24 protein-coding genes are annotated in these 26414 nt (G+C 69.4%); 5 read left to right on the forward strand and 19 right to left on the reverse strand.

Going from position 1 to position 26414, the window contains the following annotated elements; genetic code table 11:
- Positions 1–6: 6 nt before the first annotated feature.
- From WEB29_11160 to WEB29_11185, 6 genes are all read right to left on the reverse strand, one after another.
- The gene (locus tag WEB29_11160; GenBank protein MEX2137488.1) at positions 7–1368 is read right to left on the reverse strand and encodes an acetyl ornithine aminotransferase family protein; all 1362 of its coding nucleotides are present in this window, start codon (positions 1366–1368) and stop codon (positions 7–9) included.
- Positions 1369–1428: 60 nt separating this feature from the next.
- The gene (locus WEB29_11165) at positions 1429–2499 is read right to left on the reverse strand and encodes a quinone-dependent dihydroorotate dehydrogenase (GenBank protein MEX2137489.1); all 1071 of its coding nucleotides are present in this window, start codon (positions 2497–2499) and stop codon (positions 1429–1431) included.
- Positions 2499–2894: a DUF4288 domain-containing protein gene (locus WEB29_11170; protein ID MEX2137490.1), complete on the reverse strand. Its 396-nt coding sequence runs from the start codon at positions 2892–2894 to the stop codon at positions 2499–2501. The genes WEB29_11165 and WEB29_11170 overlap by 1 nt, the downstream gene beginning before the upstream one ends.
- The gene (locus WEB29_11175; GenBank protein ID MEX2137491.1) at positions 2891–4486 is read right to left on the reverse strand and encodes an aldehyde dehydrogenase family protein; all 1596 of its coding nucleotides are present in this window, start codon (positions 4484–4486) and stop codon (positions 2891–2893) included. Before WEB29_11175 ends, WEB29_11170 begins: the two co-directional genes overlap by 4 nt.
- Before the next feature lie 124 nt (positions 4487–4610).
- On the reverse strand, positions 4611–5306 hold the full coding sequence (locus WEB29_11180) for a class I SAM-dependent methyltransferase (GenBank protein MEX2137492.1): 696 nt from the start codon (positions 5304–5306) through the stop codon (positions 4611–4613).
- Positions 5303–5914: a hypothetical protein gene (locus WEB29_11185; GenBank protein ID MEX2137493.1), complete on the reverse strand. Its 612-nt coding sequence runs from the start codon at positions 5912–5914 to the stop codon at positions 5303–5305. The genes WEB29_11180 and WEB29_11185 overlap by 4 nt, the downstream gene beginning before the upstream one ends.
- A 146-nt stretch (positions 5915–6060) precedes the next feature.
- On the opposite strand from WEB29_11185, the gene WEB29_11190 reads away from it, so the two are divergent.
- Genes WEB29_11190 through WEB29_11200 form a run of 3 tightly spaced genes read left to right on the forward strand, consistent with a single transcriptional unit; the run spans position 6061 to position 8801 of the window.
- On the forward strand, positions 6061–6501 hold the full coding sequence (locus WEB29_11190; GenBank protein ID MEX2137494.1) for a hypothetical protein: 441 nt from the start codon (positions 6061–6063) through the stop codon (positions 6499–6501).
- A gap of 30 nt (positions 6502–6531) precedes the next feature.
- Positions 6532–7587: an L-threonine 3-dehydrogenase gene (gene tdh, locus WEB29_11195; GenBank protein MEX2137495.1), complete on the forward strand. Its 1056-nt coding sequence runs from the start codon at positions 6532–6534 to the stop codon at positions 7585–7587.
- On the forward strand, positions 7584–8801 hold the full coding sequence (locus WEB29_11200) for a glycine C-acetyltransferase (GenBank protein MEX2137496.1): 1218 nt from the start codon (positions 7584–7586) through the stop codon (positions 8799–8801). Before tdh ends, WEB29_11200 begins: the two co-directional genes overlap by 4 nt.
- 70 nt (positions 8802–8871) lie before the next feature.
- Here WEB29_11200 and WEB29_11205 read toward each other — a convergent pair whose 3' ends face one another.
- The 4 genes from WEB29_11205 to WEB29_11220 all read right to left on the reverse strand — a co-directional run bounded on the left by WEB29_11205 (position 8872) and on the right by WEB29_11220 (position 13280).
- The gene (locus WEB29_11205) at positions 8872–9552 is read right to left on the reverse strand and encodes a hypothetical protein (GenBank protein ID MEX2137497.1); all 681 of its coding nucleotides are present in this window, start codon (positions 9550–9552) and stop codon (positions 8872–8874) included.
- A 390-nt stretch (positions 9553–9942) separates the two neighbouring features.
- Positions 9943–10737, reverse strand: coding sequence for a hypothetical protein (locus WEB29_11210; protein ID MEX2137498.1), 795 nt, complete (start codon positions 10735–10737; stop codon positions 9943–9945).
- A gap of 907 nt (positions 10738–11644) precedes the next feature.
- Positions 11645–12439, reverse strand: coding sequence for a hypothetical protein (locus tag WEB29_11215; GenBank protein ID MEX2137499.1), 795 nt, complete (start codon positions 12437–12439; stop codon positions 11645–11647).
- Between the two features lie 196 nt (positions 12440–12635).
- A complete protein-coding gene (locus WEB29_11220; protein ID MEX2137500.1) occupies positions 12636–13280 on the reverse strand; it encodes an MBL fold metallo-hydrolase in 645 nt (214 codons plus the stop codon).
- 205 nt (positions 13281–13485) lie between these two features.
- Between WEB29_11220 and WEB29_11225 the strand changes: the two genes are divergently transcribed.
- Positions 13486–14724 carry a hypothetical protein gene (locus tag WEB29_11225; GenBank protein ID MEX2137501.1) on the forward strand — a complete coding sequence of 413 codons (1239 nt, stop codon included), beginning with the start codon at positions 13486–13488 and terminating at the stop codon, positions 14722–14724.
- 3 nt (positions 14725–14727) lie between these two features.
- Here the strand turns inward: WEB29_11225 and argS are convergent, their stop codons facing one another.
- From argS to WEB29_11240, 3 genes are read right to left on the reverse strand one after another with little or no spacing between them, the layout of a single operon-like run.
- Positions 14728–16392, reverse strand: a complete 1665-nt coding sequence (argS, locus tag WEB29_11230; protein MEX2137502.1) for an arginine--tRNA ligase — start codon at positions 16390–16392, stop codon at positions 14728–14730.
- Positions 16389–17303, reverse strand: coding sequence for a glutamate formimidoyltransferase (gene ftcD, locus WEB29_11235; GenBank protein MEX2137503.1), 915 nt, complete (start codon positions 17301–17303; stop codon positions 16389–16391). The genes argS and ftcD overlap by 4 nt, the downstream gene beginning before the upstream one ends.
- Positions 17304–17334: 31 nt before the next feature.
- A complete protein-coding gene (locus tag WEB29_11240; GenBank protein MEX2137504.1) occupies positions 17335–18495 on the reverse strand; it encodes an SIS domain-containing protein in 1161 nt (386 codons plus the stop codon).
- Positions 18496–18550: 55 nt separating this feature from the next.
- Between WEB29_11240 and WEB29_11245 the strand changes: the two genes are divergently transcribed.
- The gene (locus WEB29_11245) at positions 18551–19654 is read left to right on the forward strand and encodes an alpha-hydroxy acid oxidase (protein MEX2137505.1); all 1104 of its coding nucleotides are present in this window, start codon (positions 18551–18553) and stop codon (positions 19652–19654) included.
- Here WEB29_11245 and hutU read toward each other — a convergent pair.
- The 6 genes from hutU to hutH all read right to left on the reverse strand — a co-directional run bounded on the left by hutU (position 19651) and on the right by hutH (position 26313).
- Complete coding sequence (hutU, locus tag WEB29_11250; GenBank protein ID MEX2137506.1) at positions 19651–21333, reverse strand: urocanate hydratase; 1683 nt, start codon at positions 21331–21333, stop codon at positions 19651–19653. The two genes, WEB29_11245 and hutU, sit on opposite strands and share 4 nt — an antisense overlap.
- 81 nt (positions 21334–21414) lie before the next feature.
- Positions 21415–22803, reverse strand: coding sequence for a hypothetical protein (locus WEB29_11255; GenBank protein ID MEX2137507.1), 1389 nt, complete (start codon positions 22801–22803; stop codon positions 21415–21417).
- Positions 22796–23245, reverse strand: a complete 450-nt coding sequence (locus tag WEB29_11260; GenBank protein ID MEX2137508.1) for an RNA polymerase sigma factor — start codon at positions 23243–23245, stop codon at positions 22796–22798. The genes WEB29_11255 and WEB29_11260 overlap by 8 nt, the downstream gene beginning before the upstream one ends.
- Positions 23246–23342: 97 nt before the next feature.
- On the reverse strand, positions 23343–23564 hold the full coding sequence (locus WEB29_11265; GenBank protein MEX2137509.1) for a hypothetical protein: 222 nt from the start codon (positions 23562–23564) through the stop codon (positions 23343–23345).
- A 493-nt stretch (positions 23565–24057) separates the two neighbouring features.
- A complete protein-coding gene (locus WEB29_11270) occupies positions 24058–24804 on the reverse strand; it encodes a hypothetical protein (GenBank protein MEX2137510.1) in 747 nt (248 codons plus the stop codon).
- Between the two features lie 3 nt (positions 24805–24807).
- On the reverse strand, positions 24808–26313 hold the full coding sequence (gene hutH / locus WEB29_11275) for a histidine ammonia-lyase (GenBank protein ID MEX2137511.1): 1506 nt from the start codon (positions 26311–26313) through the stop codon (positions 24808–24810).
- Between the last annotated feature and the right edge of the window lie 101 nt (positions 26314–26414).

The raw sequence follows: 26414 nt of genomic DNA on the forward strand, positions 1-26414 counted from the left end.
GCGAGGCTAGCCGCCGGTCTCTTGCATCCCCTTGACCGGCCTCGCCGCGGCGTCGATGGCCTCGCCGAAGAGGCGAATCGCGGTGTCGATGGCGGCCTCGTCGACGATCAGCGGCGGGCAGAGCCGGATCGTCGCCTCGCCGCACTCCAGGAGCAGCAGCCCGCGCTCGAAGGCGGCCAGCTCGACCGCGTTGGCGGCCTGGTGGCTGGCGAACTCCACCCCCAGCATCAGGCCCACGCCCCGGATGTCCCGGACGCCATCGTGCTCACTCGCGACCTGCTCGAGCCCTGCCCGCAGGCGCGCTCCCATCCGAGCGGCGTTCTCCATCAGGCCGCCCTCGATCAGGTCCATGGTGGCTTTGCCGGCCGCCGCGCAGATTGGGTTGCCGGCGAATGTCGAGCCGTGGGCACCGGCCGGCCAGGTCATGACCGAGTCGCGGGCCACGAAGGCGCCGAGCGGCATCCCCGACGCGATTCCCTTCGCGGTTGTGACGATGTCCGGCTCGACCCCTGCGTGCTGGATCGCCCACCAGCGACCGGTGCGACCCATGCCGGATTGGACCTCATCGGCGACCAACAGGATGCCGTGCTCATCGCACAGCTCGCGCAGCCCCGTGAGGAACGATGCCGGCGCCGGGAAGTAGCCACCCTCGCCCTGGATCGGCTCGATCACGATCGCTGCCACGTCATCGGGCGCGATCAGCCGGCCCAGGATGCTCTTGCGCAGGACCTCGAGCTCGGCGCTGCCATCGCCTCCGGACCCCTCCTTCCAGCTGCGAATGCGGGGGAACGGAGCGTGGTAGACCATCGGCAGCAGGGGACCGAAGCCAGCGCGCTGCTTGATCTTGCTGTTGGTCAGCGACAGGGCGCCCATGGTGCGGCCGTGGAAGGCGCCCTCGAAGGCGATCAGCCCGGGGCGATGGGTGTGGTGGCGCGCCAGCTTGATGGCGCCCTCGACCGCCTCGGTGCCCGAGTTGGTGAGGAAGACCCGCGCCCGCTCCTCGAACGGCGCGATGCGGGCCAGGTGCTCGGTCAGCTCCAGGTAGCGTGGCTCGTAGAAGTCGGTCGCGGCGATGTGGATCAGCCGATCGGCCTGGGCCTTGATGGCCTCGACCACCTTGGGGTGACGATGGCCGGTCGAGCAGACCGCGATGCCGGCCGCGAAGTCGAGGAAGCGGTTGCCGTCGACGTCAGTTACGACGTAGCCGTCGCCGGTCTCGGCGACCAGCGGATAGGCGCGTGTCAGGCTGGGGCTGACGACCGCGTCGTCTCGTGCGATGAGCGCCTGGGCACGTGGTCCCGGCAGCTCGGTGACGATGTGCGGCGCCGTCACGCGGGCAGCCGCCGAGGGAGTGGTCTCGAGGGACATCGGTACCAAAACTCCGACCGGAGCGGCGCGTCCTGCCCGCGCCCCTGGCTAGATGGGTCGCTATCGTATCAGCCCGTCTGAGGCGGGCCGCACCGCTTTCGTCGTCTCGCCGATCAGGCCCGGCCCCGCGTAGACGAGCCCGCTCCACAGCTGGACCAGGTCTGCGCCGGCGGCGATGAGCATCGCGGCGTCCTGGCCGGAGCCGATGCCCCCGGAGGCCATGATCGCCAGACGGTCCCCGACCAGGCTGCGAGCGCGGCGCACGAGGCCACGGGTCCCGGTCAGCAGTGGAGCGCCCGAGAGGCCTCCGGCCTCCGATGCGAGCTCACGCGGTGACGCCAACCGACCGCGGGAGAGGGTCGTGTTGGCGAGGATCAGTCCCTTCGCGCGAGTTGCGAGCACGGCTTCCAGGACCGCCTCCATCTCACCGGGGAGCATGTCCGGTGCGAGCTTGACGAAGATCGGCCGCGCAGGGCCGAGCCGCCGGCCGGCGTCCGCCAGGGCGTCGAGCAGCGCACGCAGGTGCCTCGGCGTCTGGAGATCGCGCAGGCCCGGCGTGTTGGGGGATGACACATTGACCGCGAGATAATCGGCATGCGGGGCGAGCCGTTGCTGGACCGCGAGGTAGTCCCGAATTGTGTCCTCGGCCGCGGTGCTCGCATTGCGACCGATGTTCACCCCCAGCACGAAGTCGCCGGGCAACCGCCGGCGTACCCGCGCAAGGTTGCGCGCTACCGCTTCTGCGCCGGCGTTGTTGAAGCCCATCCGGTTGATGAGCGCTTCGTCGCCTGGCAGCCGAAAGAGGCGCGGCCGCGGATTCCCGGCCTGCGGAAGCGGCGTGACCGTGCCGATCTCGGCGAAGCCGAGGCCGAGGGCGGCCCAGCCGCGCAGCGCGATGGCGTCCTTGTCGAACCCGGCGCCCAGGCCAACGCGGCTGCGAAAGCGAAGCCCCGCGACTTCGACATAGGCTCCTTCAAGGGAGGCGCCTCCGCCCAGGCCGGCCAATGTGCGCCCGAGTCCGCTGCCGCCGGCCAGGCGCAGCGCCGACAGGCTGAAGCCATGGATCTCCTCAGAATCGAAGCGGAAGAGGAGCGGACGAATCGCGCGATAGCTGATGCGCCGCCAGCGCATCAGTCGTCGTGAGCGCGCGGAAAGGCCATCTCGATCGGGCGCAGGTCCGGGAGCGGCTCGTCGTCGGCATCGGGCTCGACGCCCGGCGGGGCCATGAACTCGTGCCAGACCTCGGTGCCGGCGGCAGGCGGGTCGTCGAGCTCCTTGAGCGCCACGATCCCCTCGAAGCGGATCATGCCCGACTCGCCGGTATCGGTCTCGAACTCGTCCTCGTATTCCTCGGCCACCTCGATCGCGCGGCCCAGGGCGGTCTCCTCGTCGACGCCGTCGACCAGCACCACCCGGTCCTCGACCATGATCGGCGCCTCGTCGACAAGATAGGCGTACCGGAGCTGGACGCTGAACCAGCCGCTCGGATCGACGACCGGCTCCAGCGCGAGCTCATCGGTGGTCATGCCGGCGGCGGCTCCTGGCCCATCACGGTCTGCGACTGCTCGCGCAGGAACTGCTGCACGTAGTACGGACCCAGCCCGCTCTTGCCCGATGAGCCCGAGCCCTTCCAGCCGCCGAAGGACTGGATCCCCGGCCAGGCCCCGGTGGTCGCCCCCGCACGGCGGTTGACGTACACCACGCCCGCCTGGATCGTGTCCAGGAAGCGGCGGATCTGCTCGTCGTCGTGACTGAAGATGCCGGCGGTCAGCCCGTAGGCGGTGGCGTTCGAGAGGCTCAGCGCCTCGTCCAGCGAGTCGACCTCGCCCACCACGATGAACGGGACGAAGAGCTCGTCGCGGAACAGGCGGTGGCTGGTCGGGAGGCCGCTGACCACGGTCGGCATCGCGAAGTAGCCACGCTCGGTTGCGTCGTCCCGCAGCACCTCGCCGCCGACCTCGATCCGGCCGCCGTCCGCCCTGGCCTCGGCGACGGCCGCCGTGAACTTGGCGAGCGCCCGCTCGTTGATGACCGGACCCATCCAGCTCTCGCGCTGGGTGGGATCGCCAACGCGGATGCCCTTCGCCTTCTCAACCAGGAGGTCGAGGAATGGACGGGCCACCGAGCGCTCGACGTAGACCCGGCTGTTGGCGCTGCACTTCTGGCCGTCGAACCCGAAGGCGGAGCGCATGACCCCCTCCGCCGCCTCGTCGAGGTCCGCCGAGGCGGTCACGATCGACGGGTTCTTGCCGCCCATCTCGGCGATGATCGGCCGCGGGTAGTCCCGCGTAAAGCCGGTGTAGAGCCGCATCCCGACCTCGTAGCTGCCGGTGAAGACCATGCCGTCGAGGTCCGGGTTCTCCTCGAGCTCCGCGCCGACCGTCTCGCCCGGGCCGGTCACCAGGTTGAACACGCCCGGCTCGATGCCGGCGTCGCGCAGCGCCTCGCAGAACTTGTAGGCCATCAGCGGAGCATCCGAGCTCGGCTTGATGACGACCGTATTGCCCGCGATCAGCGCGCCGGCGGCGGGGCCACCGCACAGCGCCATCGGGAAGTTGAAGGGACTGATCACGGCCCATACCCCGTGGGGCTTGAGGATCGAGCGGGTGTGCTCCGCCGGGGAGAGTGAGCCCATCGGCTGCACGAAGCCGTTCGCCTTCTCCATCCCGTCGCTGTAGTAGCGCAGCAGGTCGGCTGTCTCCTCGACGTCGCCCAGCGCCTCGAGCCGGTTCTTGCCAACCTCGAACGACATGAGCGCCGCGTAGTCGAACTGCCGTTCGCTGATCAGGTCGGCCGCGCGACGGATCAGCTCCAGGCGCTTCCGCCAGCCGAGGTCCCGCCAGGCCGGGAAGGCGGCACGCGCGGCCGCGATGGCGTCACGGACGTCCTGCCGGGTGCCGACCGGGAAACGCGAGACGACGATGCTCGTGTCGATCGGCGAACGGTCCTCGAATTCCTCGGCTCCCGCTCGCTGCTCCGCACCGATGAGCAGCGGGTATGAGCGGCCCAGCTCGCCGCGGGCACGCTCAACCGCGGCATCGAAGGCTGACTGGAGCTCCTCGTTGTCCGCGGACAGCGTGGCGTAGGTGATCTTCATGCGGGGTGTGGTGGTGGCCATCTCGCCTCTCGGGCCTCAGGGGATCGCCATTATCGCACCGGCTCGACGCCGAAAGGAATGCCAAAGGCCAGGCTCCGGGGGGAGAAGAGCCTGGCCTTCGACGCCTCGAAGCATAGAGGATCGGTCACCGCTTGAGAAGGTGAAAGAGGCCCAGCTTCAGGGTGAGGAACGGCGGATGCGGGGCCATCAGGAACGCACGTCCACGGTCTCCATAGAGGCGCGGCAGGAGCTCCATCGCGATGGCGGGGTCCGAGATGTCGAGCTGGCTGTGGACGACCTTGATCTTGAAACCGTGGCGCAGCCACCAGCCGGTCCGCCGTTGGGTCGCGTCGAAGGCGTGCGCCACGACCTCGGGCTCCAGCAGGCTGGCGACCTGGTCGCGCCCGTAGTAGCCGATGACGACCAGGCGACCACCCGGGCGCAGCACGCGCAGCAGCTCGGCGATCCCCGGCAGCGAGGCGTCGTTCGGCTCGATCAGCCCGCACAGGACGATGTCGACCGCCTCGTCGCGCAGTGGGAGCAGCTCGAGCCCGCCCTCGACGATCCGCAGATTGGGCTGGTGCGCCGAGGTGGCCCGCTTTCGCGCCACCTCCAGGAGGACGGGGTCCGATTCGATGCCGTAGGTGCGTCCGGTGCGCCTGGCCAGCAGCATCGGGTAGTGACCGATCCCGGTGCCGACGTCGGCGATCCGCTTGCCGGCGAGTGGCACGATCCGCTCGAGCGCGGCCAGGACCTTGCGCTCGGGGTCGATCACCTCTCCCAGTTGCGCATGCAGGGCAGGATCCAGGTCGGTCCAGGCCGGCAGGATGGCTCGGGTCACGGCACGGTCACCTTCAGCCATGCGGGAGCGCCGTCGCTCAGCAGCACCGCCTCGCCATTCAGGATCTGGAGGTCGAAGGAGATCGGCCCGGGGGCGACCCGCGTGGCCAGCACGGGGATGGTCAGGGTGCCCCCCACCAGGAGGGGTCCCCAGCCCAGCGAAGTGGTGCCCGCAGGCTCGCCGTGCTCGCCCGGTCCCTCCACCCACTTCGTCCAGTCCTGGACGAGGGGATCGCCTCCCTCGCGGATGCGCTGCGCGGACGGCTGGAACGGGGCGAGGAAGATCGTGTCGCGAACCTCGGTCGGCCAGCGCAGGACCAACTCGGGCACCATCGCCTGGCCGAGGTTGGTGACGACGATGACCAGCCGCCCGGAGGCACCTGCCGCTACCTCCACCGTGACCTCGTAGGTGATCGGGGTCGAATCCGTGGCTGTCGGCGCCGGCAGGGTCAGGCGTCCGCTGTCGCTTGGGCTCGGCTCGGCGGTCGCGCTCGGTCGGGTCGATTCCGAAGGCGAGGCGCCAACGGAGGGCGACGGGCTGGACGCTGGGCTACGGGTGGTCTGGAGGGAGCAGGCGGCCAGCAGCACGGCAGCGGCAAGGGGAGCCATGCACCTCCGCCGGGTGCCGAGACGGGATCGGATCGGTTGTGCGACGCTCACGGCGGCCTCGCCTGCGTAGTCATCGGCGCGTGGCCGGCGGCCAGGCAGGGCCATGGTATGCGAGCGGCACCTCAACCGCTGCTACGATCGAGGAGATGGCCGACACGTCCGCTCCCGACCGCGAGCCCAGCCCGCCAACGCCGATGCCGATCGGCGTTCGGCTCTGGTTCATCTGGGCATTCGTGCTGCTGGCCGGCACCGGAATCTTGCTGCCTCGCATCATCGAGTTCGTCGACTTCAGCGAGCGGGCGCCCTTCAGCCTGCTGGGCATCTTCATGATGCTGGAGCTGGCCGCGCTCCTGTTCGCGATCACCGTGGCCATGCAGCGCAAGCGGATCGGTCATCGCTTCGCGATCGGGATCGCCATCCTGGCCGCCCCGATGCTGGCCGGGCTGCCGCCGATCGTGCTCGACTTCCCGCCCGAGGCGGTCGCGGGCTGGCAGGCGCTCTTCATTCCCGTCGGCCTGCTCATCAGCGTCGTGCTCGTGATGGCACTGCTGCGGCCCGGTTCACGAGCCTACTTCAGCGAGGACTGAGGCACGGGCGCGCCTCCGTATACTGGCCCGGTGACCACCGCCGCAGCGCCGCCGCGCACCATGCGTGCGCTCGCCAAGACCCGTCCTGAGCCCGGCCTCGAGCTCGTGCAGCGGCCCGTCCCGGTGCCCGGTCCCGATGACGTGCTGCTCAAGATGGAGGCGGCCTCGATCTGCGGCACGGACCTGCATCTGTTCCGCTGGGATCCGTGGGCGAGCGAGATCGTCAAGCCGCCGACCATCCTGGGTCACGAGCTCGCCGGCCGCGTGGTGGCCACGGGCGCGGGCGTGACCCGCGTGGTGGACGGCGACCTGGTCGGTGTGGAGAGCCACATCGTGGACGGCACCTGCGCGCAGTGTCGCCGCGGCGATCGGCACCTGTGCCGCAACCTGAAGGTGATCGGGGCGCACGTGGACGGCGGCTTCGCCGAGTACGTGGTCATCCCCGAGGCGAACGCCATCGAGTCCAACGGCCTCGACCCCGCGGTGGTGGCTCTGCAGGAGCCGATGGGCAACGCCGTGCATGCCGCCTTCGTCGAGCCGATCGAGGGGCGAACGGTGCTCGTCACCGGCTGCGGCCCCATCGGCCTCTGCGCGGTGGGAATTGCCCGAGCTGCCGGGGCTGCCATGGTGATCGCCACCGACACGGAGGAGTATCGGCTCGAGCTGGCCCGCGGCATGGGCGCCGACCTGGCACTCGACGCGCGCGACCCGGGGACGGTTGATCGGATCCGGGCAGCCACCGATGGCGATGGGGTCGAGGTGGTGCTCGAGATGAGCGGGGCGCAGGCGGCGCTCGACCAGGCCCTGGCGGCGATCACCCGCGGCGGGCGGATCAGCCTGCTCGGCATCTTCGGGGAGCCGGTCCGCGTCGACCTGTCCGACTTCGTGATCCAGAAGGGCCTGCGCATCTACGGCATCTACGGCCGCCGCATCTACGACACGTGGGAGCGAACCCAGGCGCTGCTGCGCTCCGGCGCGCTTGACGTCACGCCGATCATCACCCATCGATTCGACCTCGCCGACTGGGAGCGCGGCTTCGACCTGATCGCCTCCCGACACGCCGGAAAGGTAGTGCTCCTGCCATGACCGATGCCGTCACCGCCCGCTCTCGCAACCCCCTCGCCTTCCTCGATGCGGAGATCGAGGACCTCAAGGCCAAGGGCCTGTACCGGCGCCTGCGGGTGGTGCAGAGCGAGCAGCGCAGCCGCTGCATGATCGACGGGCGCGAGGTGATCACGCTGTCGAGCAACAACTACCTCGGCCTGAACACGCACCCGCGCCTGCGGGACGCGGCGATCGAGGCGGTCCGGCGCTTTGGGGCCGGGTCGGGAGCAGTGCGCACCATCGCCGGCACCATGAGCCTGCACGAGGAGCTGGAGCGCCGCCTGGCCGAGTTCAAGCAGGTGCCCGCGGTCCTCACCTTCCAGTCCGGCTTTACGGCCAACACCGGTGTGATCCCGATCGTGGCTCCGGAGGGCGCGGTGATCGTCTCCGACGCACTGAACCACGCCAGCATCATCGATGGCATCCGGCTGACCAAGGCGGAGCGCAAGGTCTTTCCGCACGCCGACATGGACGGGCTGCGCGCGGTGCTGGCCGAGGTGCGAGCGGCGCCCGGCGGAGCTGACCGAACCGTCCTCGTCATCACCGACGGCGTCTTCAGCATGGATGGCGACATCGCCCGACTGCCCGAGATCGTCGGGGCCGCCGAGGAGGCCGATGCGATCGTCTACGTCGACGACGCGCACGCGTCAGGCGTGCTCGGTCGCAACGGGCGGGGAAGCATCGATCACTTCGGCCTGCATGGCCGGGTGCAGATCCAGGTCGGGACCCTCTCCAAGGCGATCGGGGTGCTGGGCGGATACGTTGCTGGCAGTCAAGCGCTGCGCGACATCCTGATCCACCGTGCGCGCCCGTTCCTCTTCTCGACGTCCCATCCACCAGCCGTGGCGGCGGCGTGCCTGGCGGCGATCGACGTCCTGGAATCGGAGCCGGAGCTGATCGAGCGGCTTTGGCAGAACACCCGCCTCTTCAAGGCGGGCCTGGCGCGCCTCGGCTTCGACATCGGCGCATCCGAGACACCGATCACGCCCGTCATCGCCGGCAGCGGGGCGATGGCCATGAAGCTGTCGGATCGGCTCTTCGAGGAGGGCGTCTTCGCGCAGGGGATCGGCTTCCCGACGGTGCCCGACGATCGGTCGCGGGTCCGGACCATCGTCACGGCCGAACACACCCACGACGAGCTCGAGACCTGCCTCGCCGCGTTCGAGAAGGTCGGTCACGAGCTGGCGCTCATCTAGCCGTCGAAGACAGAAAGACGGGGTAGAGGCGAACCTCTACCCCGTCCGGTCGGCTTGCGCCGTTCAAGGGCTAGCTGATGCTGCGTCCCGCCTTGACGTTCGCGTAGGCGAGCGCCCCGAGGGATGCCAGCAGGATCAGGCTGAAGGCGATGGTCGGCAACGGGCTCGAGCCATCGAGTGACTGCGCGCTGTCGGGCATGCTCCCTCCGGGAGTGCCGGCGCCGCCCTCGACCAACTGGTCGCTTGACTCTTCGCCTGGATCGTCGCCGGACTCGTCGCCGGACTCGTCGCCCGACTCGGGGACCGACTCAGACTCGGCCTCCAATTCCTCTTCTGCGCCGTCGCAGCCGTTGTCGAAGATCGCCTGTCCGGCGGCATTCCAGTTCAGGCTGGGATAGCCGGTCAGGGTGACGCCGTCCGAATAGAACGGCGGGACGATGTCGCCCCAGTACACGCCAGCGGCCTTTGCGCCGGGAGACCACACCGGGCCCGTGTGCTCGAAGAGGTGGTCGCCCTTGCCGTGGTCGTTGCCGTTGTCGCCGTCGACCGAGGCCTCATCGACCGTGACCTTAACGTACGGATTCGTCTCCGCATGGGTGCGATGGCAGATGGTGACCTTGTGCAGCGGGTCCGGCTTCGTGGCCTGGACCGGAGTCACGAGGTATGACATCGACAGCGCCATTGCGGCTGTCGCGGCGAGCACAACGCTCAGCCGTGACATCCGTGCCATGGTGAGAGTGCGAGTGTTCACGAGGTATCTCCTAAGACTTCCAGCACCCCTGGCACGCTACGGAACACCCGCGCGGCCCCCCTGGGGGTCGATATGTCCCGACCCTAACCGGAAGTACTGGGCCTGCCTAGTACCTCCGGATGGGCCTCCGGATGGGTCCAGTTGAGTGCGGTCCGCAGGTGGGGACTCTGGTCGTTGCGCCCCCGCAACGGATTTCGCGGCGCACGAGCCCGAACACAACAGAAGACGGGGTAGAGGCGAACCTCTACCCCGTCCCTGCCAGGGGGGCTGGCTCAATCGGGGCTGTGCGCGCGGCGCATGCCCGGCTCCGTAGTCTATCCGAATGCTAGACAGCCCCCAGAGGACCGGGGGCTGTCTCGTTCAGGTCGACCGGCTGTCGCCGTTTTCTGCCTAGATGCGGCTGCGCACCATCTTGACGTTCGCGTAAGCGAGTGCGCCGAGGGATGCCAGCAGGATCAGGCTGAAGGCGATGGTCGGCAGCGGGCTGGAGCCGGCTCCGAAGAGCGAGCTATCAGCCGTGCTCTCCTCGGCCGAGAAGGTGAGGGCAGCGACCGACTGCTCGCCCGACTCAGCCTCGGACTCGGGGACCGACTGCTCCTCGGACTCGGGGACGGACTGCTCCTCGGACTCGGGGACGGACTCTTCCTCGGACTCGGGGACCGACTGCTCCTCGGACTCCGACTCCTCAAGTTCGATGAGACAGAACGCGATGTGGCTGATGCTGTCCTCCGAAAGCGCGAGCAGTCCATCGTCGTGGGCAATGCCGGGACCAGCGAATCCAGCCTGCGCGCCGGTGTAGTCATACACGTTCGAGGCGTTGGTGCCCTTGACGATCACATAGGCTGCCAGCCCGCCATCGACGATGAACCAGAAGCTATTGCCGTCGACGGTGATCTCGACGTTGGCCGTTGAACCATCGGGGAGCTCGACGTCGTCATCCTGGGTGCCGTCCGGGGTCGAGTCGAACTTCAGCTCGGTGGTACCCTCGGGACACGGAACGTTGCCCCCCGAATTCGACCCCCACTCTTCATTATTAGGCCCCACCGCGATGGGGAGGACCTCCGGGCCGTCGGCCGGGTCATGCTCGGCCAGCACCGGGCTCATCACCCAGAGCATCGACAGCGCGAGCGCCGACAGTGCGGCGAGAAGGATGGCGGGCCGCGATGCGGCGGTGCGAGTACTCACGATACCGGTCTCCTTTACAGCTCCCCTGGTGCTCGGGCGATAGTCCACCCGAGACCCCCCTGGGGTTAGATCTCTGGCACCCTAGGACGGAAGTACTGTTCCTGCCTAGTACCCCCGGAGGCCATGGTGGTGAGGTCCTGTGGGGTTCGGTGGCGAGCGGATGCCTTAGGTTGGTGCACCGCTGCACCGGAATCTTGCCCACGCCGGCCGACGACACAACAGAAGACGGGGTAGAGGCGAACCGCTACCCCGTCTCTGCCAGGGGGCTGGATCGATCGGAGCCTGGTGCGTGGCCGCTCAGGCTCCCCTGGAGAGTTGTCCGGACACGAGGCAGCCCCCGCCACACCGGGGGCTGCCTCCGCTAGCTCAGCTGGTGGTTGTTGACCTGTCTTCTGGCACCCACTACATCGGATGCAAGAAGTAACCGAGAGCGAAGGCGATGATCAGCATCGCGCCAGCGGTGATGAGGATGCGGCGGGAGAAGATCCCGCCCTTGGCTCTACGAGTAATCACGATAACGGCCTCCCTGGACGTTCCTGCTCCCCCGGTGTTCAACGCGGTGGTCCACGCAGACCCCTGGGGTTAGATCTCCGGCACCCTAGAACGGAAGTACTGGTCGTGACTAGGACCTCCGGGTACCCACGTGGTGGGGTCTGCTTGGGTCCGGTTGAGACCGGGTGCTTTAGGTTGGTGCGTCGTTGCACCGCAATCTTGGCTGCGCCGGGCCGCGACACAACAGAAGACGGGGTAGAGGCGAACCTCTACCCCGTCCCTGCCAGGGGGGCTGGCTCAATCGGGGCTGTGCGCGCGGCGCATGCCCGGCTCCGTAGTCTATCCGAATGCTAGACAGCCCCCAGAGGACCGGGGGCTGTCTCGTTCAGGTCGACCGGCTGTCGCCGTTTTCTGCCTAGATGCGGCTGCGCACCATCTTGACGTTCGCGTAAGCGAGTGCGCCGAGGGATGCCAGCAGGATCAGGCTGAAGGCGATGGTCGGCAGCGGGCTGGAGCCGGCTCCGAAGAGCGAGCTATCAGCCGTGCTCTCCTCGGCCGAGAAGGTGAGGGCAGCGACCGACTGCTCGCCCGACTCAGCCTCGGACTCGGGGACCGACTGCTCCTCGGACTCGGGGACGGACTGCTCCTCGGACTCGGGGACGGACTCTTCCTCGGACTCGGGGACCGACTGCTCCTCGGACTCCGACTCCTCAAGTTCGATGAGACAGAACGCGATGTGGCTGATGCTGTCCTCCGAAAGCGCGAGCAGTCCATCGTCGTGGGCAATGCCGGGACCAGCGAATCCAGCCTGCGCGCCGGTGTAGTCATACACGTTCGAGGCGTTGGTGCCCTTGACGATCACATAGGCTGCCAGCCCGCCATCGACGATGAACCAGAAGCTATTGCCGTCGACGGTGATCTCGACGTTGGCCGTTGAACCATCGGGGAGCTCGACGTCGTCATCCTGGGTGCCGTCCGGGGTCGAGTCGAACTTCAGCTCGGTGGTACCCTCGGGACACGGAACGTTGCCCCCCGAATTCGACCCCCACTCTTCATTATTAGGCCCCACCGCGATGGGGAGGACCTCCGGGCCGTCGGCCGGGTCATGCTCGGCCAGCACCGGGCTCATCACCCAGAGCATCGACAGCGCGAGCGCCGACAGTGCGGCGAGAAGGATGGCGGGCCGCGATGCGGCGGTGCGAGTACTCACGATACCGGTCTCCTTTACAGCTCCCCTGGTGCTCGGGCGATAGTCCACCCGAGACCCCCCTGGGGTTCATCAAGGAGCCGGAGAATACACGGGAAGTTGTGCGTTGCCTAGTACTTTTGTCGAGTAATTTGCAGAGCGGTGGCGGCTGGTTGGGTGCGGAGCACAAACGAACGGTGCACGCAGGCACCAATCGTGCTCAGCCGGTGCGCCCGCGCGCCTCCAACAGCACCACCTGACTCTCCTCGGGGAGCGAGGATGGGACGACCACCGCCTTCGGCTGACGGATCGGCTCGCTGACCGCCAGCTCGTGAAGGAAGCGCTCGGGTCCGAGCAGATCCGCTGATGCCCCGTCCGTGGCGAAGTGCATCGGGATCACGATCTTCGGGCTGATCTGGGCGACGACCTCAGCGGCCTCGGCCGGGCCGATGGTGAAGTTGCCGCCGGCCGGCACCAGCAGCACGTCGATCGGTCCGAGCTCTGCGAGCTCCTCCTCGGTGAGCAGATGCCCCAGGTCCCCCAGGTGGCAGACGTGCACGCCGTCCATCTCCACCGCGAAGATGACGTTCTCGCCGCGCTCGGCTCCGCGCACGCCGTCGTGGAACGAACGAACTGCCGTGATCAGCAGGTTGCGATGCTCGTACTCGCCTGGCCGAGTCAGCGTCAGCCCGGCGGTGATCGAACGCGTGTAGCTGTGGTCGGCGTGGCCGTGGGAGATCGTCAGCAGGTCCACGTCGTGCTTGCCGGCGACGAACCCGGTTGAGGGAGGACAGGGGTCGGTGATGACCGTCGCCTCGCGCCCCTTCAGGCGGAAGCAGGCGCGCCCGTACCAGGTGATCTCCATGGGATGGCCGATGCTACTGGAAATGCACGAGCGCCGGTGCCCGCCCAATGACACCGGCGCTCGAAGGAGGGAGGGTGGAGGCGGAAACCCGTTGGTTTCCAACTCGCAGGGACAACCCTAGGAGCCATCGGTGAATCCCAAAGGGGGGCTTGGCTTAAGAAACCTGAACCTAACGCCGCGTCAGACGGATGCGACAATGCGGCCGATGTCCTCCCTGGCCAGGCGCCTCGCCGCTCTCAGCGTCCTGCTCCTGAGCCTGGCCATCATCGCGGTGCTGGGGCTGCGCGCGACGGCGATCGGACCCTTCAGCAGCCCTACGCCCGTAGCGGCGACAGCGACGCCCCAACCTTCCGGGCCGGCCTCTTCGCAGGATCCGCTGACCGTCTTCGGCCACATCGAGGAGCAGGTTCGCCAGATGCGGGGCCTGCCGGCGGCCGACATCGGGCCCCCGGAGATCATGACCCGGGCCGAGCTGGCGCAGGTCCTGCCCGGCCTGCTCGAGCCGCCGCTCGACAACGCGACCCTGCGTGCCCTTGGCCTCCTCGACGCCGACCAGGACATCGTGGCGCTGACCGAGGAGCTGTATATCGCCCAGGTGCTCGGCTACTACGACTTCGACGCGAAGCAGATGGTGGTGGTGACCGATGCCGGGCTGACGCCCGCGGCGCAGATCACGTATGCCCACGAGTACACCCATGCCCTGCAGGACGCTGCCTTCGACAGCGGCGCAGCGCAGGAGGCAGTCGCCGGGCAGCGGGATCGGGAGCTCGCCCTGCTTGGGCTCATGGAGGGCGACGCCACCACGGCGATGGTGCTATGGGCGATCGGGCACCTCTCGGCCGAGGAGCTGGCGGGGATCACCCAGAGCCCCGTCCCTGACATGAGCGGGATCCCGGCCTGGATGGTCAGCCTGCTCGAATTCCCGTACCTCTCGGGGGCCGAGTTCGTCGGTCAGCTGTACGCCTCAGGCGGATGGGAGGCAGTGGACGCGGCATATCGCGACCTGCCCGCATCGACCGAGCAGATCCTGCACCACGATGCCTACGTCGACCACGAGGCTCCGACCGAGCTCGATCCGCTCGACCTGTGGAGCGCCGTCGGAGCGGATTGGGCGCACGCCTCCGATACGACCCTTGGCGAGGCGTGGATGGCGATCTGGCTGGAGGGGATCGGCGCCAGTCGAACGGCCGCCGACGCGGCGGCGGGATGGGGCGGCGACCGGTTGACCGTGGCCACCGACGCGGGTGGCAGCTGGGCCCTCGGTTGGCGGATCGCCTGGGATACAGCGAACGATGCCACCGAGTTCGAGACCGCCTACGCGGGCGTGCAGTCTGCGCTTCCCTTTGCGACACGGCTCGTCCACGCCTCGGATCGCGAGACGATCGTCCTGCAGGCCTCCTCTGCGGAACTGCTCGAGACGATCGCAAGCCTGGCGGGCAGCTGAGCGCTACATCGCCTCGGGGGCGGAGATGCCCAGCAGGCCCAGCGCGTTGGCGAGCACCTGGCGGGCGGCCGCAGTCAGGGCCAGGCGGGCCTGCGAGAGCTGGATCTCGGCGGGTTCATCGGGCAGGACGCGGCAGTCGCGGTAGAACGCGCTGAAGAGCTGCGCCACCTCCAGGCAGTAGTGGGTCAGCTCATGAGTCTCGCGCCGCTCGGCGGCGTCGGCCACCACGTCAGGCATGGCCAGCAGTCGCCGGACCAGCGCCTGCTCGGCGGAGTGCAAGAGCAGCTGAGCGGCATCCCGGGCGTCGGGCGCGAGTTTCTCGTCGGCCGCTCGACGCAGGATCGAGCTGCAGCGGGCATGGGCGTACTGGACGTAATAGACCGGGTTCTCGGCGCTCTGCTTCTTGGCCAGCTCGATGTCGAGGTCGATCCCGGTCGTCGTCGCCCGGGAGCCGAAGTACCAGCGCGCCGCATCCGGCCCGATCTCGGCCAGTAGCTCATCAAGGCTGATGAACTCGCCGGAGCGCTTGCTCATCCCGATCTCGACCCCGTCCCGCACGAAGCGCACCCAGGCCATCAGCATCCAGTGCACCGCCTCGGCGTCGAATCCCAGCGCCCGGGCGGCCGCGCGGTTGCGCGCCACCGTCCCGTGGTGATCCTCACCCCAGAGGTAGATCAGCTCCTCGAAGCCACGACTGAACTTCTGCGCGATGTAGCCGAGGTCCGACGCAAAGTACGTTGGCTGGCCGTTCGAGCGGATCACCACCCGGTCCTTGTCATCTCCAAAGGCCGTCGAGCGGAACCAGGTGGCCCCATCGGCTTCGTAGATGTGCCCGGCGTCGCCCAGCTGGTCGACCGCGCGGGCGACCCATCCCTGCTCGTGGATCGACCCCTCGCTGGTCCACACGTCAAAGCGGACGCCGAGCCGGGCGAGGCTCTCCTCGATCCCGGCGCGAACCCGTTCCGAGGCCCATCGGCCAAGAATTGATCCGGCGTCGGCGCCCGGCGCCGCTGCCTCGGCCCAGGTCTCGTCGGGAACCTGCGCTGCAAGCTCGGCCACGTAGTCACCGTGATAGCCGTCCTCGGGAACCTGCCCGCCCTCCCGGCGAGCCTGCACCGACAGGCCGAGGTTCAGCACCTGCGCATTGAAGTCGTTGAAGTAGTACTCGCGCGTCACCTCGTGGCCGACCCCCTCCAGCACGCGAGACAGCAGGTCGCCGACAAAGGCGCCGCGCGCGTTGCCCACGGTCAGCGGACCGGTCGGGTTGGCCGATACGAACTCGACGTTGATCTTCCGCGGCCGATCGGCGCGGGCGCCGCCAAAACTCGGCCCGGCCTCCAGGATGGCACCGATCTGGCCGGCGACCCAGGCGGGGTCGAGGCGCATGTTCAGGAAGCCAGGCGGCGCAATGCTCACCTCCGCGACTCCCTCGGGGAGGCCGAGGTGGCGCTTCAGGGTCTCGGCGATGCGCAGCGGAGCTGCGCGCGCAACCGGCGCGAGCTGCATGGCGGCGTTGGTGGCGTAGTCGCCGTGCTCCGGACGCCCCGGTCGTTCGAGGCTGATCGGGGGCCACGTGGCGCCCTCCTGGCGGCCCAGCTCACCGGCCGCCTCGGCGCGGTCGCGGGCTGCCTCGACCGCGGCGCGCAGATCCGCGCGCAGCGAGCTCATCGGTCCCTGGCCAGTCGCAGCTCGAGCACCTGGTCGGCGTCGAAGCCGCGCAGCGCGAGGGCCTCAGCTGCCACCTCCAGCAGGGCCCCGGCCGGCGCCAGACCGATCAGCTCGCAGTGGTCGATATCGGCTCCGAACTGGCGTGCCAGCTGCCGGATCTCGTTCACCACCCGGGCGATGCCGGTCTGCTCCCAGTCGACCAGGTTCATGCTCACCTGGGCATAGCGTGGCTGGCCGGGGTTCTCGAGCTGGACCGCCATCGCCTGCACCGCCGGGAGCCCGCCCGACGATTCGCGGATCGCCTCGGCGATGCGCTGGGCCAGGCTGATGTCGTCGGTGGCCAGGTTGACGTTGAAGGCGATCAGCGGCTTGCGCGCCCCGACTGCGACGGCCCCCGCGCGGGGATGCGGGCGCTTGGGACCGAAGTCGGGGTCACGCTCCGGATCGGAGCCGAGCTCGGCCTTGAGCCCCTCGTACTGCCCGCGTCGCACGTCGGCGAGGCGGCGGCGCTCCGGGCGCAGCGCAGCCTCACCGTAGAGGTAGACAGGGAGTTCATAGGTCCGCGCGATCTGCTCGCCAAAGCGTCGCGCCAGGTCGACGCACTCCTCCATGCGGGTCGTGCCCAGCGGGACAAAGGGAATGACGTCGACCGACCCGATGCGCGGGTGGGCGCCGGTGTGCTGCTCCATGTCGATCAGCTCCACCGCGCGGCCCACAGCAGCGGTCGCGGCCCTCACCACGGGCTCAGCTGATCCTGCGAACGTCACCACGCTTCGGTTGTGGGTCTCGTCCCGCGAGTAGTCGAGGAGCGTCACGCCATCGATCTGCCGAACCGTGCGCACGATCTCCTCGACGACCTCCGCGCGACGACCTTCCGAGAAGTTGGGGACGCATTCAATGAGGCTGGGCATGGCGGAACCGATGATACCGGCGGGTACCCGCTCAGGCGTCGGCGGCGGCAGCCTGTGGTGGATCGTCTCGACCGATGCCGTCCGGGTTCTTGCCCCGCGCCCGCGCCAGGCGCTCGGCGAGGAGCTGGAGCGGGATGGCCGTCGCTAGCGCGGCTGCGGCCGAGCGTGGGAGCGCGGCGGCCAGGGGAACGCTCAGCCGTCCGGCCGGCGTGAGCGCATTGGGGATGTCGTCGCCGAGGTCGGCGGCGATCAGAGCGGCGGCGGGCATGCCCAGCTCTCGGGCCGAGCGCAGGACGGCGAGCGACCGCTCGATCAGCGTCTCGCCCCAGCCTTCGGCGTCGGTCAGGAGCATCACCAGCCCGGTCTGCGCATCGACCGCTGCCAGGTGACCGTGCCGGATCGTCTCGAGCTGGAGCGCCGATGCCGGCAATCGCGCTCCCTCCTCGATCTTGAGCGCCAGCTCGCGGGCCGCGGGATAGTCGATTCCCGAGCCAACGATCAGCAGGCGCGAGCAGCCCGCTAGTCCCGCTGCCGCAGCTTCGGCAGTTGGCTCGTGCCCGGCGGCCTCGAGCAGCGCGCGCGCCACGACCGGGTCGATCGGCTTGTCGCGAAGAACGCCCGCCAGCGCGGCCGCGGCAATGACCGGGGAAAGGTAGCCGACGGTGTGGCACCAGCTCTGGTCCTGCTCCTGGGTGGCAATGACGTGGTCTGACAACGCAGCAGCGGGGGAACGATCGCTGACCGTGATCAGCGCCGTTGTGGACCCAGCGGCGCTCGCGGCCTTGAGCGCCTCGTTGGTCGCCCACGTCCCGCCTTCGTGCGACACCGCCAGGAGGAGGCCGCCGCGCGGCGGTCGGCGAGCGACTTCCAGAGCCTGCATCGGCCAGACGGTGGTGGCGTCCAGGGCATCGGTCAGCAGCTCTGCGGCGATCATTGCCGCGTGCTCGCTCGTGCCGCAGCCGGTTGTGATGATCGGTCCGTCGGCGGTCGCTGCCGTGCGGATCGCTTCGGCCGCCCGACCCAACGCAGGATCGTCGGACAGGCGCCGCAGCAGCCGCTCGGCAAGGGCCGGCTCGGCCGCGATCATCTCGGTCATGGCGTAGGGAGGGCCGTCACGCCGGGCGGGCATCTCCGAGCCCGCCCACGGGTCGGGAGCACCGGGCAGGGGGGTCTCCGGGTCGAAGGTGTCCACGAGCCGATGCTACGGCATGACCGCGCACCGTCGTGGCGAGCGGTACGCTGGGCCCATGCCAGAGCAGTCGGACCTGCCGGTCCCGCCGCGGGCCAGCTTCGAGCCTGAGCTGCCCGCCGACCCCAACCTCATCAACCTCCATGACTACGAGCGGGCGGCGGCCGAGCGGCTCGCGGCGGGTCCGCTCGCCTACTTCACGGGCGGCGCCGGCGACGAGGTCACTCTGCGCGACAACCGGGCCGCCTTTGCGCGACAGGCGATCGTGCCGCGCGTCATGCGCGACGTCTCAACGGTGGATACAAGCGTCGAGCTCTTGGGGCGGCGCTGGCCCTCCCCGATCTTCATCGCGCCCACGGCGCTCCAACGCATGGCCCATCCCGACGGCGAGCTTGCCACCGCCCGTGCCGCTGCGGCGCGCGGCGTGACGATGGCCGTCTCTACCTCCGCCAGCACCGACCTGGCCGAGATCGCCGCGGTCGGCGGCCCGCGTTGGTTCCAGGTCTACTTCCTCGCCGACCCCGGCGCGCGCCGCGCACTGATCGAGCGCGCCGTAGCTCACGGCTACGAGGCGCTGGTGCTCACCGTCGACCTCGCGCGCATCGGGCAGCGAGAGCGCGACCTGCGGGTCGGCTTTCGGATCCCGGAAGGCGTCGAGATCCCGAACGTGGCGATCGCCGCGGGAGTCCCGCCGTCCGAGGTCGGATCGGTTGAATACGTCGATCGCATGAGCTGGGCCGATCTCGAGTGGCTGGCCCGCTTTGGACTGCCGGTCATCGTCAAGGGGATCCTGCATCCAGATGACGCGCGCCTGGCGATCGAGCATGGCGCGGCGGGGATCGGCGTGAGCAACCATGGGGGGCGCCAACTGGATGGCGCAATTGCGAGCCTCGACGCGTTGCCGGCAGTGGTTGACGCCGTTGCCGCCCGGGTGCCCGTGCTGCTCGACGGCGGGGTGCGGCGCGGGACCGATGTTCTCGTCAGTCTTGCCCTCGGCGCCACCGCGGTCGGCATCGGCCGGCCCGTGATCTGGGGGCTGGCGGTGGACGGCGAAGCGGGCGTGGGCAACGTGCTCGACCTGCTCGGCAACGAGCTCGCGAATGCCATGGCGCTTGTGGGCGCTGCGAGCGTTGCAGATCTCGACCCGGACCTGCTGGCCTAGACCTCCTCGGCCATCGGCACGTGAACGCCGCGTTCGCGGGCGACCTCCAGGGCACGCTCGTAGCCAGCGTCGGCGTGCCGGATGACGCCCATCCCCGGGTCCGTGGTCAGCACGCGCTCCAGTCTGGCTGCGGCTTCATCGGTCCCGTCTGCGACGACCACCATTCCGGCGTGTAGCGAGTAGCCGATCCCCACCCCTCCGCCGTGATGCACGCTGACCCAGGTGGCGCCGGCGGCGGTGTTGACTAGGGCGTTCAGGATCGGCCAATCAGCGATCGCGTCAGACCCATCCTTCATCCCCTCGGTCTCGCGGTACGGGCTGGCCACGGAGCCGGCGTCCAGGTGGTCGCGCCCAATCACGATCGGCGCCGCCAGCTCCCCCGACCGGACCATCTCGTTGATGCGCAGCCCCGCCTTGGCTCGCTCGCCGTAGCCGAGCCAGCAGATCCGCGCCGGCAGCCCCTGGAACGGCACCTTCTCCTCGGCCAGGCGCAGCCATCGGTGCAGTGACTCGTCCTCCGGGAAGAGGGCGGCGAGGGCGGCATCGGTCTTGAGGATGTCGTTCGGATCGCCCGACAGGGCGGCCCAACGGAACGGACCCTTCCCCTCGCAGAAGAGCGGCCGGATAAAGGCAGGCACGAAGCCGGGGAAGTCGAAGGCGTCGGACACGCCCGCGTCGCGTGCGAAGTTTCGAATGTTGTTGCCATAGTCGAACACGACCGACCCGGACCGATGGAAGGCGAGCATCGCGCGCACGTGCTCGGCGATGGAGGCCAGGGATTTGCTGGTGTACCCGTCGGGGTCGCGCTCGCGTAGCGCGAGCGCCTCCGCCAGGCCGATGCCTCCCGGGACATAGCCGTTCAGCGGATCGTGGGCGCTGGTCTGGTCGGTGACGATGTCGGGATGCCAGCCGCGCTTGACCAGCTCGGGCTCGACGTCGGCGGCGTTGCGGATGAGCGCCACGCTACGGGCCTCGCCCGCGGCACGCCAGGCATCGACTCGCCGAACCGCCTCGTCGAGGTCGATCGTCAGCTCATCGACGTAGCCAGCCTTGTGACGCCGCTCGGCTCGTGCCGGGTCCACCTCGATGGCCAGCACCGCCCCCTCGTTCATGGTGATGGCCAGCGGCTGCGCGCCGCCCATCCCGCCCAGCCCGGCGGTCAGGGTGGCCGTGCCCTTGAGGGAGCCGTTGAAGTGCTGCCGCGCCGCCTCGGCGAAGGTCTCGTAGGTTCCCTGGATGATCCCCTGCGTGGCGATGTAGATCCACGACCCGGCGGTCATCTGGCCGTACATCGTCAGGCCGGCGCGCTCCAGCTCGCGGAACTGCTCCCAGGTCGCCCAGTGGGGGACGAGCATGGCGTTCACGATCAGAACCCGCGGCGCCTGGGTCGTGGTGCGGAACACGCCAACCGGCTTGCCTGACTGGACGAGGAGGGTCTCGTCGTTCTCGAGCCGGCGCAACTCGCGGACGATGGCGTCGAACGCCTCCCAGCTGCGCGCTGCCCGCCCGGTGCCGCCATAGACGATCAGGTGGTCAGGGTCCTCGGCCACGTCGGGGTCGAGGTTGTTCATCAGCATCCGTAGCGCCGCCTCCTGGCCCCAGCCCTTGCAGGAGAGCTCCGTACCGTGCGGCGCATGAACGGGACGAGGTCCTGATGCGGGCTTCGCTGTCGCAGTCATGCGCCATTCTCCCACCCGAATCGACGCCAGGTGCACCCGTCCCTACCGGTGCCCCCCGGCACGGCCGAAGTCGTGGCGCTACTAGAGCGGCAGCGGTCCGCGGAGGATCGCCGGCTGGTAGACAGGGCCGTCCGGCCCGGCGCTGAGGAGAGTGACCGGCACAAACAGGTCGCCTCCCATGATGATCGCTTGTCCAAGCGTGTTGATCCCACCATCGGCCAGGAATCCTGTGGTGGGACCGCTCCATGTCTCGCCATCGGCTGAGAACCAGAGCTGGATCGTGTCGCTGGGGGGGATCTGACCGGCAGGGTCGTACGACCAGCCGGCCGATGGGAAATGGCCGCCGATCGCAACGAATCCCTCGTCGGAAGAGACAGCCTGACTGACTCGCTGGCCCGACTCGCCCTGCAGGACGAGCGACCAGTTCAGCCCATCGCGCGAGTGCCAGATCGCCGGAGTTGCCGGATAGGTATCACCAGGGCCAGTGAGCGCCCCGGTGGCGACGAACGCGCCGTCCCGGAATGCAACCGAGGTCATCTCGGCTCCCTGCAGCGCCCCCTGCTCAGGCGCCGCCGTCCAGGTTGCGCCGTCAGTGGATACGAAGGAACTCGCGGCCGAACCGCTGCCACCAACCGCGACCATCATGCCGGCTTCTCCGATGACGTCGTTGAGGCTGCCTGTAACCCCCACGCTATCCATTGAGGTCCAATCGCGACCGTCAGCCGAGGTCCACACCTGCGGCCGGCCCGTGAAGCCATCGTCCGAAGCAAGGCCGATGGCCACGTAGCCAGGCCCGCCGACCGCCAGCGCTTCGATCCGCTCGAAGCCACTCGGGCCGTAGACGCTAGTCCACCGCTGGCCATCGGTCGAGTACCAGATCCGCGGCGTGCTGACGTCGATGGTCTGCCACGTCCCGACCGCCACCAGTCCGCCCGGTCCCTGGACGATGGACGTCATGGTCGTTGCTGCATAGTCGAGTGGCTCCGTTGCGGGGAGGTCGGGCGCCAGCGTCCACGAGCCGCCATCCAGGCTCGTCCACACTGCCCCCTGATCGCCGTGGCGGCCGACGCCGATCAGCCGGCCATCGACCTCGATGATCGCCCGTACCTCGTCCTCGCTGCCTAGGCCGGCGATTGGAATGACCGACAACTGCTCCTGCCCCGACGGAGCCGGGCTCGTTGTGACCGAAGGCGACTGCGTTGCGGTCTCGCTTGCGGAAGAGGTCGGGTGCGGCGTGGCGGTCGCCTCGCCGGTCGGGGGAGCAGGCCGATCATTCAGCAGGAGCACCACGATCAGGCCGGTCGCGACGCCTCCGCCAGCAACCAGGGCCCCCCACGCCAACGCACGCGCCCTCGTTGACCTTGAGCCGATGGTGGCGAGATCCGGCGCGGCCGCGCCGGGCACGCGGGCTTCAGAGGCCCGCAGTCGCTCGGTCAGGGAACGCTCGAACTCGTCGTTGTGATCAGTCATCGGTCAATGCCTTTCGGAGCTGCGCCTTGGTGCGGGAAAGCCAGCTCGCGACCGTTCCAGCGGGAACTCCGAGCATCTCGGCAATCTCTGCCTGGGTGAAGCCGTCGACGGCGCTCAGCAGCAATGCCGCGCGGTGTTCGGGTCGGAGGCCCTGGAGCGCGTCGCCGAGCTCGGGATCGACCGCATCCACCCAGGGCTCCTCTTCGGTCCGCCGGCCGAACAGCGCCGTGAGGCGCACGCGTCGTCGACGCTCGTTGAAAGCCAGGCGCAGGCCGATGGTGTGCAGCCAGGCCCGGGCGTCTTGTCCGTCGAAGCGGTCCCAGGAAGGCCCGCAGGTAGGCGTCCTGTGCCAGGTCGCGCCCGGCCTCGCGATCCGCGACCACGATCGTGAGTCGGCGGACCAGCCCGGCGTAGTGCGGGCCGACGGCAGCGGCGAAGTCATCGGCGCGAGTCTGCGGTTGGGCGTTCAAGGTAACGGCGCTCTCCACTTCACCCTGTACAACACCCGAGGCGTCCAGTTTCTTGCAGCGGTCTGCTGATCAGCTCACCGTCGTCAGCAGGAAGGCCGTCGCGAAGCCGAAGACGGTAGCCAGCGCGGTCAGGTCGCCGCCGTCGGCGAAGGCCTCGGGGATCATCGTGTCGCTCAGCATGGTGAGGATCGCGCCCGCGGCGAAGGCCTGGATGAGCGGGATGGCGCCCTCTCCCATCCCGCCGAGCAGCGCGTAGCCGAGGGCGGAGGCGACCCCCTGAGACGGCGGCAACGCCTACCCACAGGCCGATGATCCACGGCGGCCGATGCCCGTCCCGCCGCAGGTCCGCCGCCGCCGACAGCGCCGCGGGGACGTTCGAGATTGCGACGGCAGCCAGGAAAGGAAGACCGATCGCGCCTCCGGCGATCAGGGTCGACCCGAGGACAACCGACTCGGGGATCCCGTCGAGCATCGCCCCGAGCACGATCGCCGGCCCGTTGTCCGCCGCCTTGGCCATGCGCTTCCCGCGCCGCGCGCCGCCCCGTCGGCCCAGTATCTGGTCGCCGGTGAAGAAGGTGAGGGCGCCCGCTGCGAGGCTAGCGGCCACCGGCAGCGTGCCTCCCTGCTCAAACGCATCCTGGGTCAGGTCGAAGGCAAGGGCGCTGACCAGAGCGCCCGCACCGAAGGCCATCGCCAGTGGCACGCGTCCGGTAAGCCCGATCAACGCGCCGAGCACCAGTGCGGACGCGGCGGCAAGTCCCCACAGACCGGCCTCGAGCATCGCTCAATCGTCGCCGAACGGGTTGGGGCGGGAGGGCTTGGGCGGGAGGCGGAAGAGGTCCTCCTCCTTGGGGCCCTTGGGAAGTGGCAGCGGCCACTCCTCGCCCTCGTCGGGCGGTCGGGTGTGCGACAGGAGGTCGCCCCAGCCAACGTCCGCGGAGGCTCCCTCCAGCTCACGGCGGTAGACCGGGTAGCGCTCCTCGCCGGCCGCGAGCGCGAAGCCGGCTGCCTCGTAGACGGACGCAGGCCCCGGCGAGAGTGACCACCGGTCGGCCACCCCTTCCGGATACGCCTCGACCGCTATGATCCCGCGTCGATCGAGCTCGTCGCAGACAGCGGCAAGGAGCGAAGCGGCAACCTCCTCCCGCTCCGGCGTCTCGGGCACGACCTGGAGACAGGTCACCACCCATGGCGCGGGTGAATCGGGGAGGGAAGGGTAGCGCTCGCGGATGACCTGGGCGCGTGGGTAGGCGGAGATCGGCCCGAATTGGGCCCAGCCGACGGCGACCCGGTCGCCAGTCGCATCCACGCTCCAGGCGAGCATCCCGTACGAACCTGCCAGCCGGGCACCGGCCATCAGGCGGCTGAGCTTCAGTTCGGCGGCTGCCTCCGACTCGGACGCCTCGCGGTTGCCGTCCAGGCGCTCCCAGTAGTCGCAGGTCTGGCATCGGGCACCGGCCGTGGCGGGAACGGGAATCGAGGCAAACGAATCTGCGTCGACGAGGGTGAAGGTCAGGCCGGTGCCGGCCATCGGTCAGGACCCGTCGGCGGCGGCCAGCAAGTCGCCGGAGTGGACCAGCTCGCGGACTGCAGCGATGTCCGGTGACGGAGAACGGTCCTTGTCAAGGTGGAGGACGCGGGCGCGGATGGTCGAGCGTGCGCGCGAGACGCCGTGGCCCGGACGCATCGGCACCCGGAAATCCAATCCCTGGGTGGCGCACAGCGCCTCGATGGCAAGGACCGTCTCCGCAGCCTCGAGCACGGTGCGCAGGTGGAGCGCCCCGGTGGCGCCCATGCTCACGTGGTCCTCCTGGTTGGCACTGGTCGGGATGGTGTCGACCGATGCCGGATGGGCCAGCGTCTGCATCTCGTTGACGAGTGCTCCGGCGGTGTACTGCACGATCATCAGGCCGCTGCTCACTCCCGGCGTCTCGGAGAGGAAAGGCGGCAGGCCCGACAGGTGAGCGTCGACCAGCCGGGCGGTTCGACGCTCCGAGATGGACGCCAGCTCAGCGAGGGCGATCTTGGCGTAGTCGATGGCGAGCGCGATCGGCTCGCCGTGGAAGTTGCCGCCCGAGACGACCCGGCCATCGGCGAGGACAAGCGGATTGTCGGTGGCGGCGTTCATCTCTACCAGCAGGACCCGCTCGAGCTGGTCGAGTGCATCGCGCACCGCGCCGTGGACCTGCGGCATGCAACGAATCGAGTACGAGTCCTGGAGCCGATGCGAGCTCTGCGCGTGCGACGCCCCGATCTCGCTGCCCTCGAGCAGGGCGCGGAGGTGGGTGGCGGCCGCAACCTGGCCGGGGTGCGGTCGGGCGGCGATGAGCTCCGCGTCGAACGCTGCCGCGGTCCCTTCCATCGCCTCGAGGCTCATCGCGCCGATGACGTCGGCCGAGGCGGCGAGGCGCTTGCCGTCATGCAGCACCAGGGCGGCGATGCCGGCCATCAGCTGCGTCCCGTTGAGGAGGGCGAGCCCCTCCTTTGCGCCCAGCTCGATCGGGACCAGGCCCGCGGCGCTGAGCGCATCGGCGCCGGACATCGGTCCGGCGGGGGTATCCGCCGATCCCTCGCCGATCAGCACGGCCGCCAGGTGCGCGAGCGGCGCGAGGTCGCCGCTGGCCCCGACGCTGCCTCGCGACGGGATGATCGGGTGCACCGCCTCGTTGAGCATCCCGCACAGCAGCTCGGCGATCTCGGGCCGAGCGCCGGAGAGGCCGACCGCTAGGGCATTGGCGCGCAGCAGGAGCATGGCCCGCACCACGTCGACCGGGAGCGGCTCACCGACCCCGGCGGTGTGCGATCGCACCAGGTTGCGCTGGAGCTCGGCGACCTGCTCCGGCTGGATCCGAACGTTGGCGAGGTCGCCGAAGCCGGTGGTCACCCCGTACACCGTCTCGCCCTGCGCCACGAGCCGCTCGATCACCTCGCGGGACGCCCGCATCCGCTCCGCGGCGCCGGGGTCGAGCGCCACCTGGCGGCCATCACGGGCGACCGCGGCGACGTCCGCATTCGTCAGGTCGCGCCCGGTGATGAGCAGCGGTGAGGACGGCGCGGGGAGCGTGGAGCGGCTCCTTTCGAGGGGCTTCGATCCGCTTCGAACCCCCGGGGAGGCCGGAGGCCGTCCCTATACTACGCAGC

Source organism: Chloroflexota bacterium, assembly GCA_040902225.1.
In the GTDB taxonomy this organism is placed as follows: Bacteria; Chloroflexota; Limnocylindria; order QHBO01; family QHBO01; genus CF-167.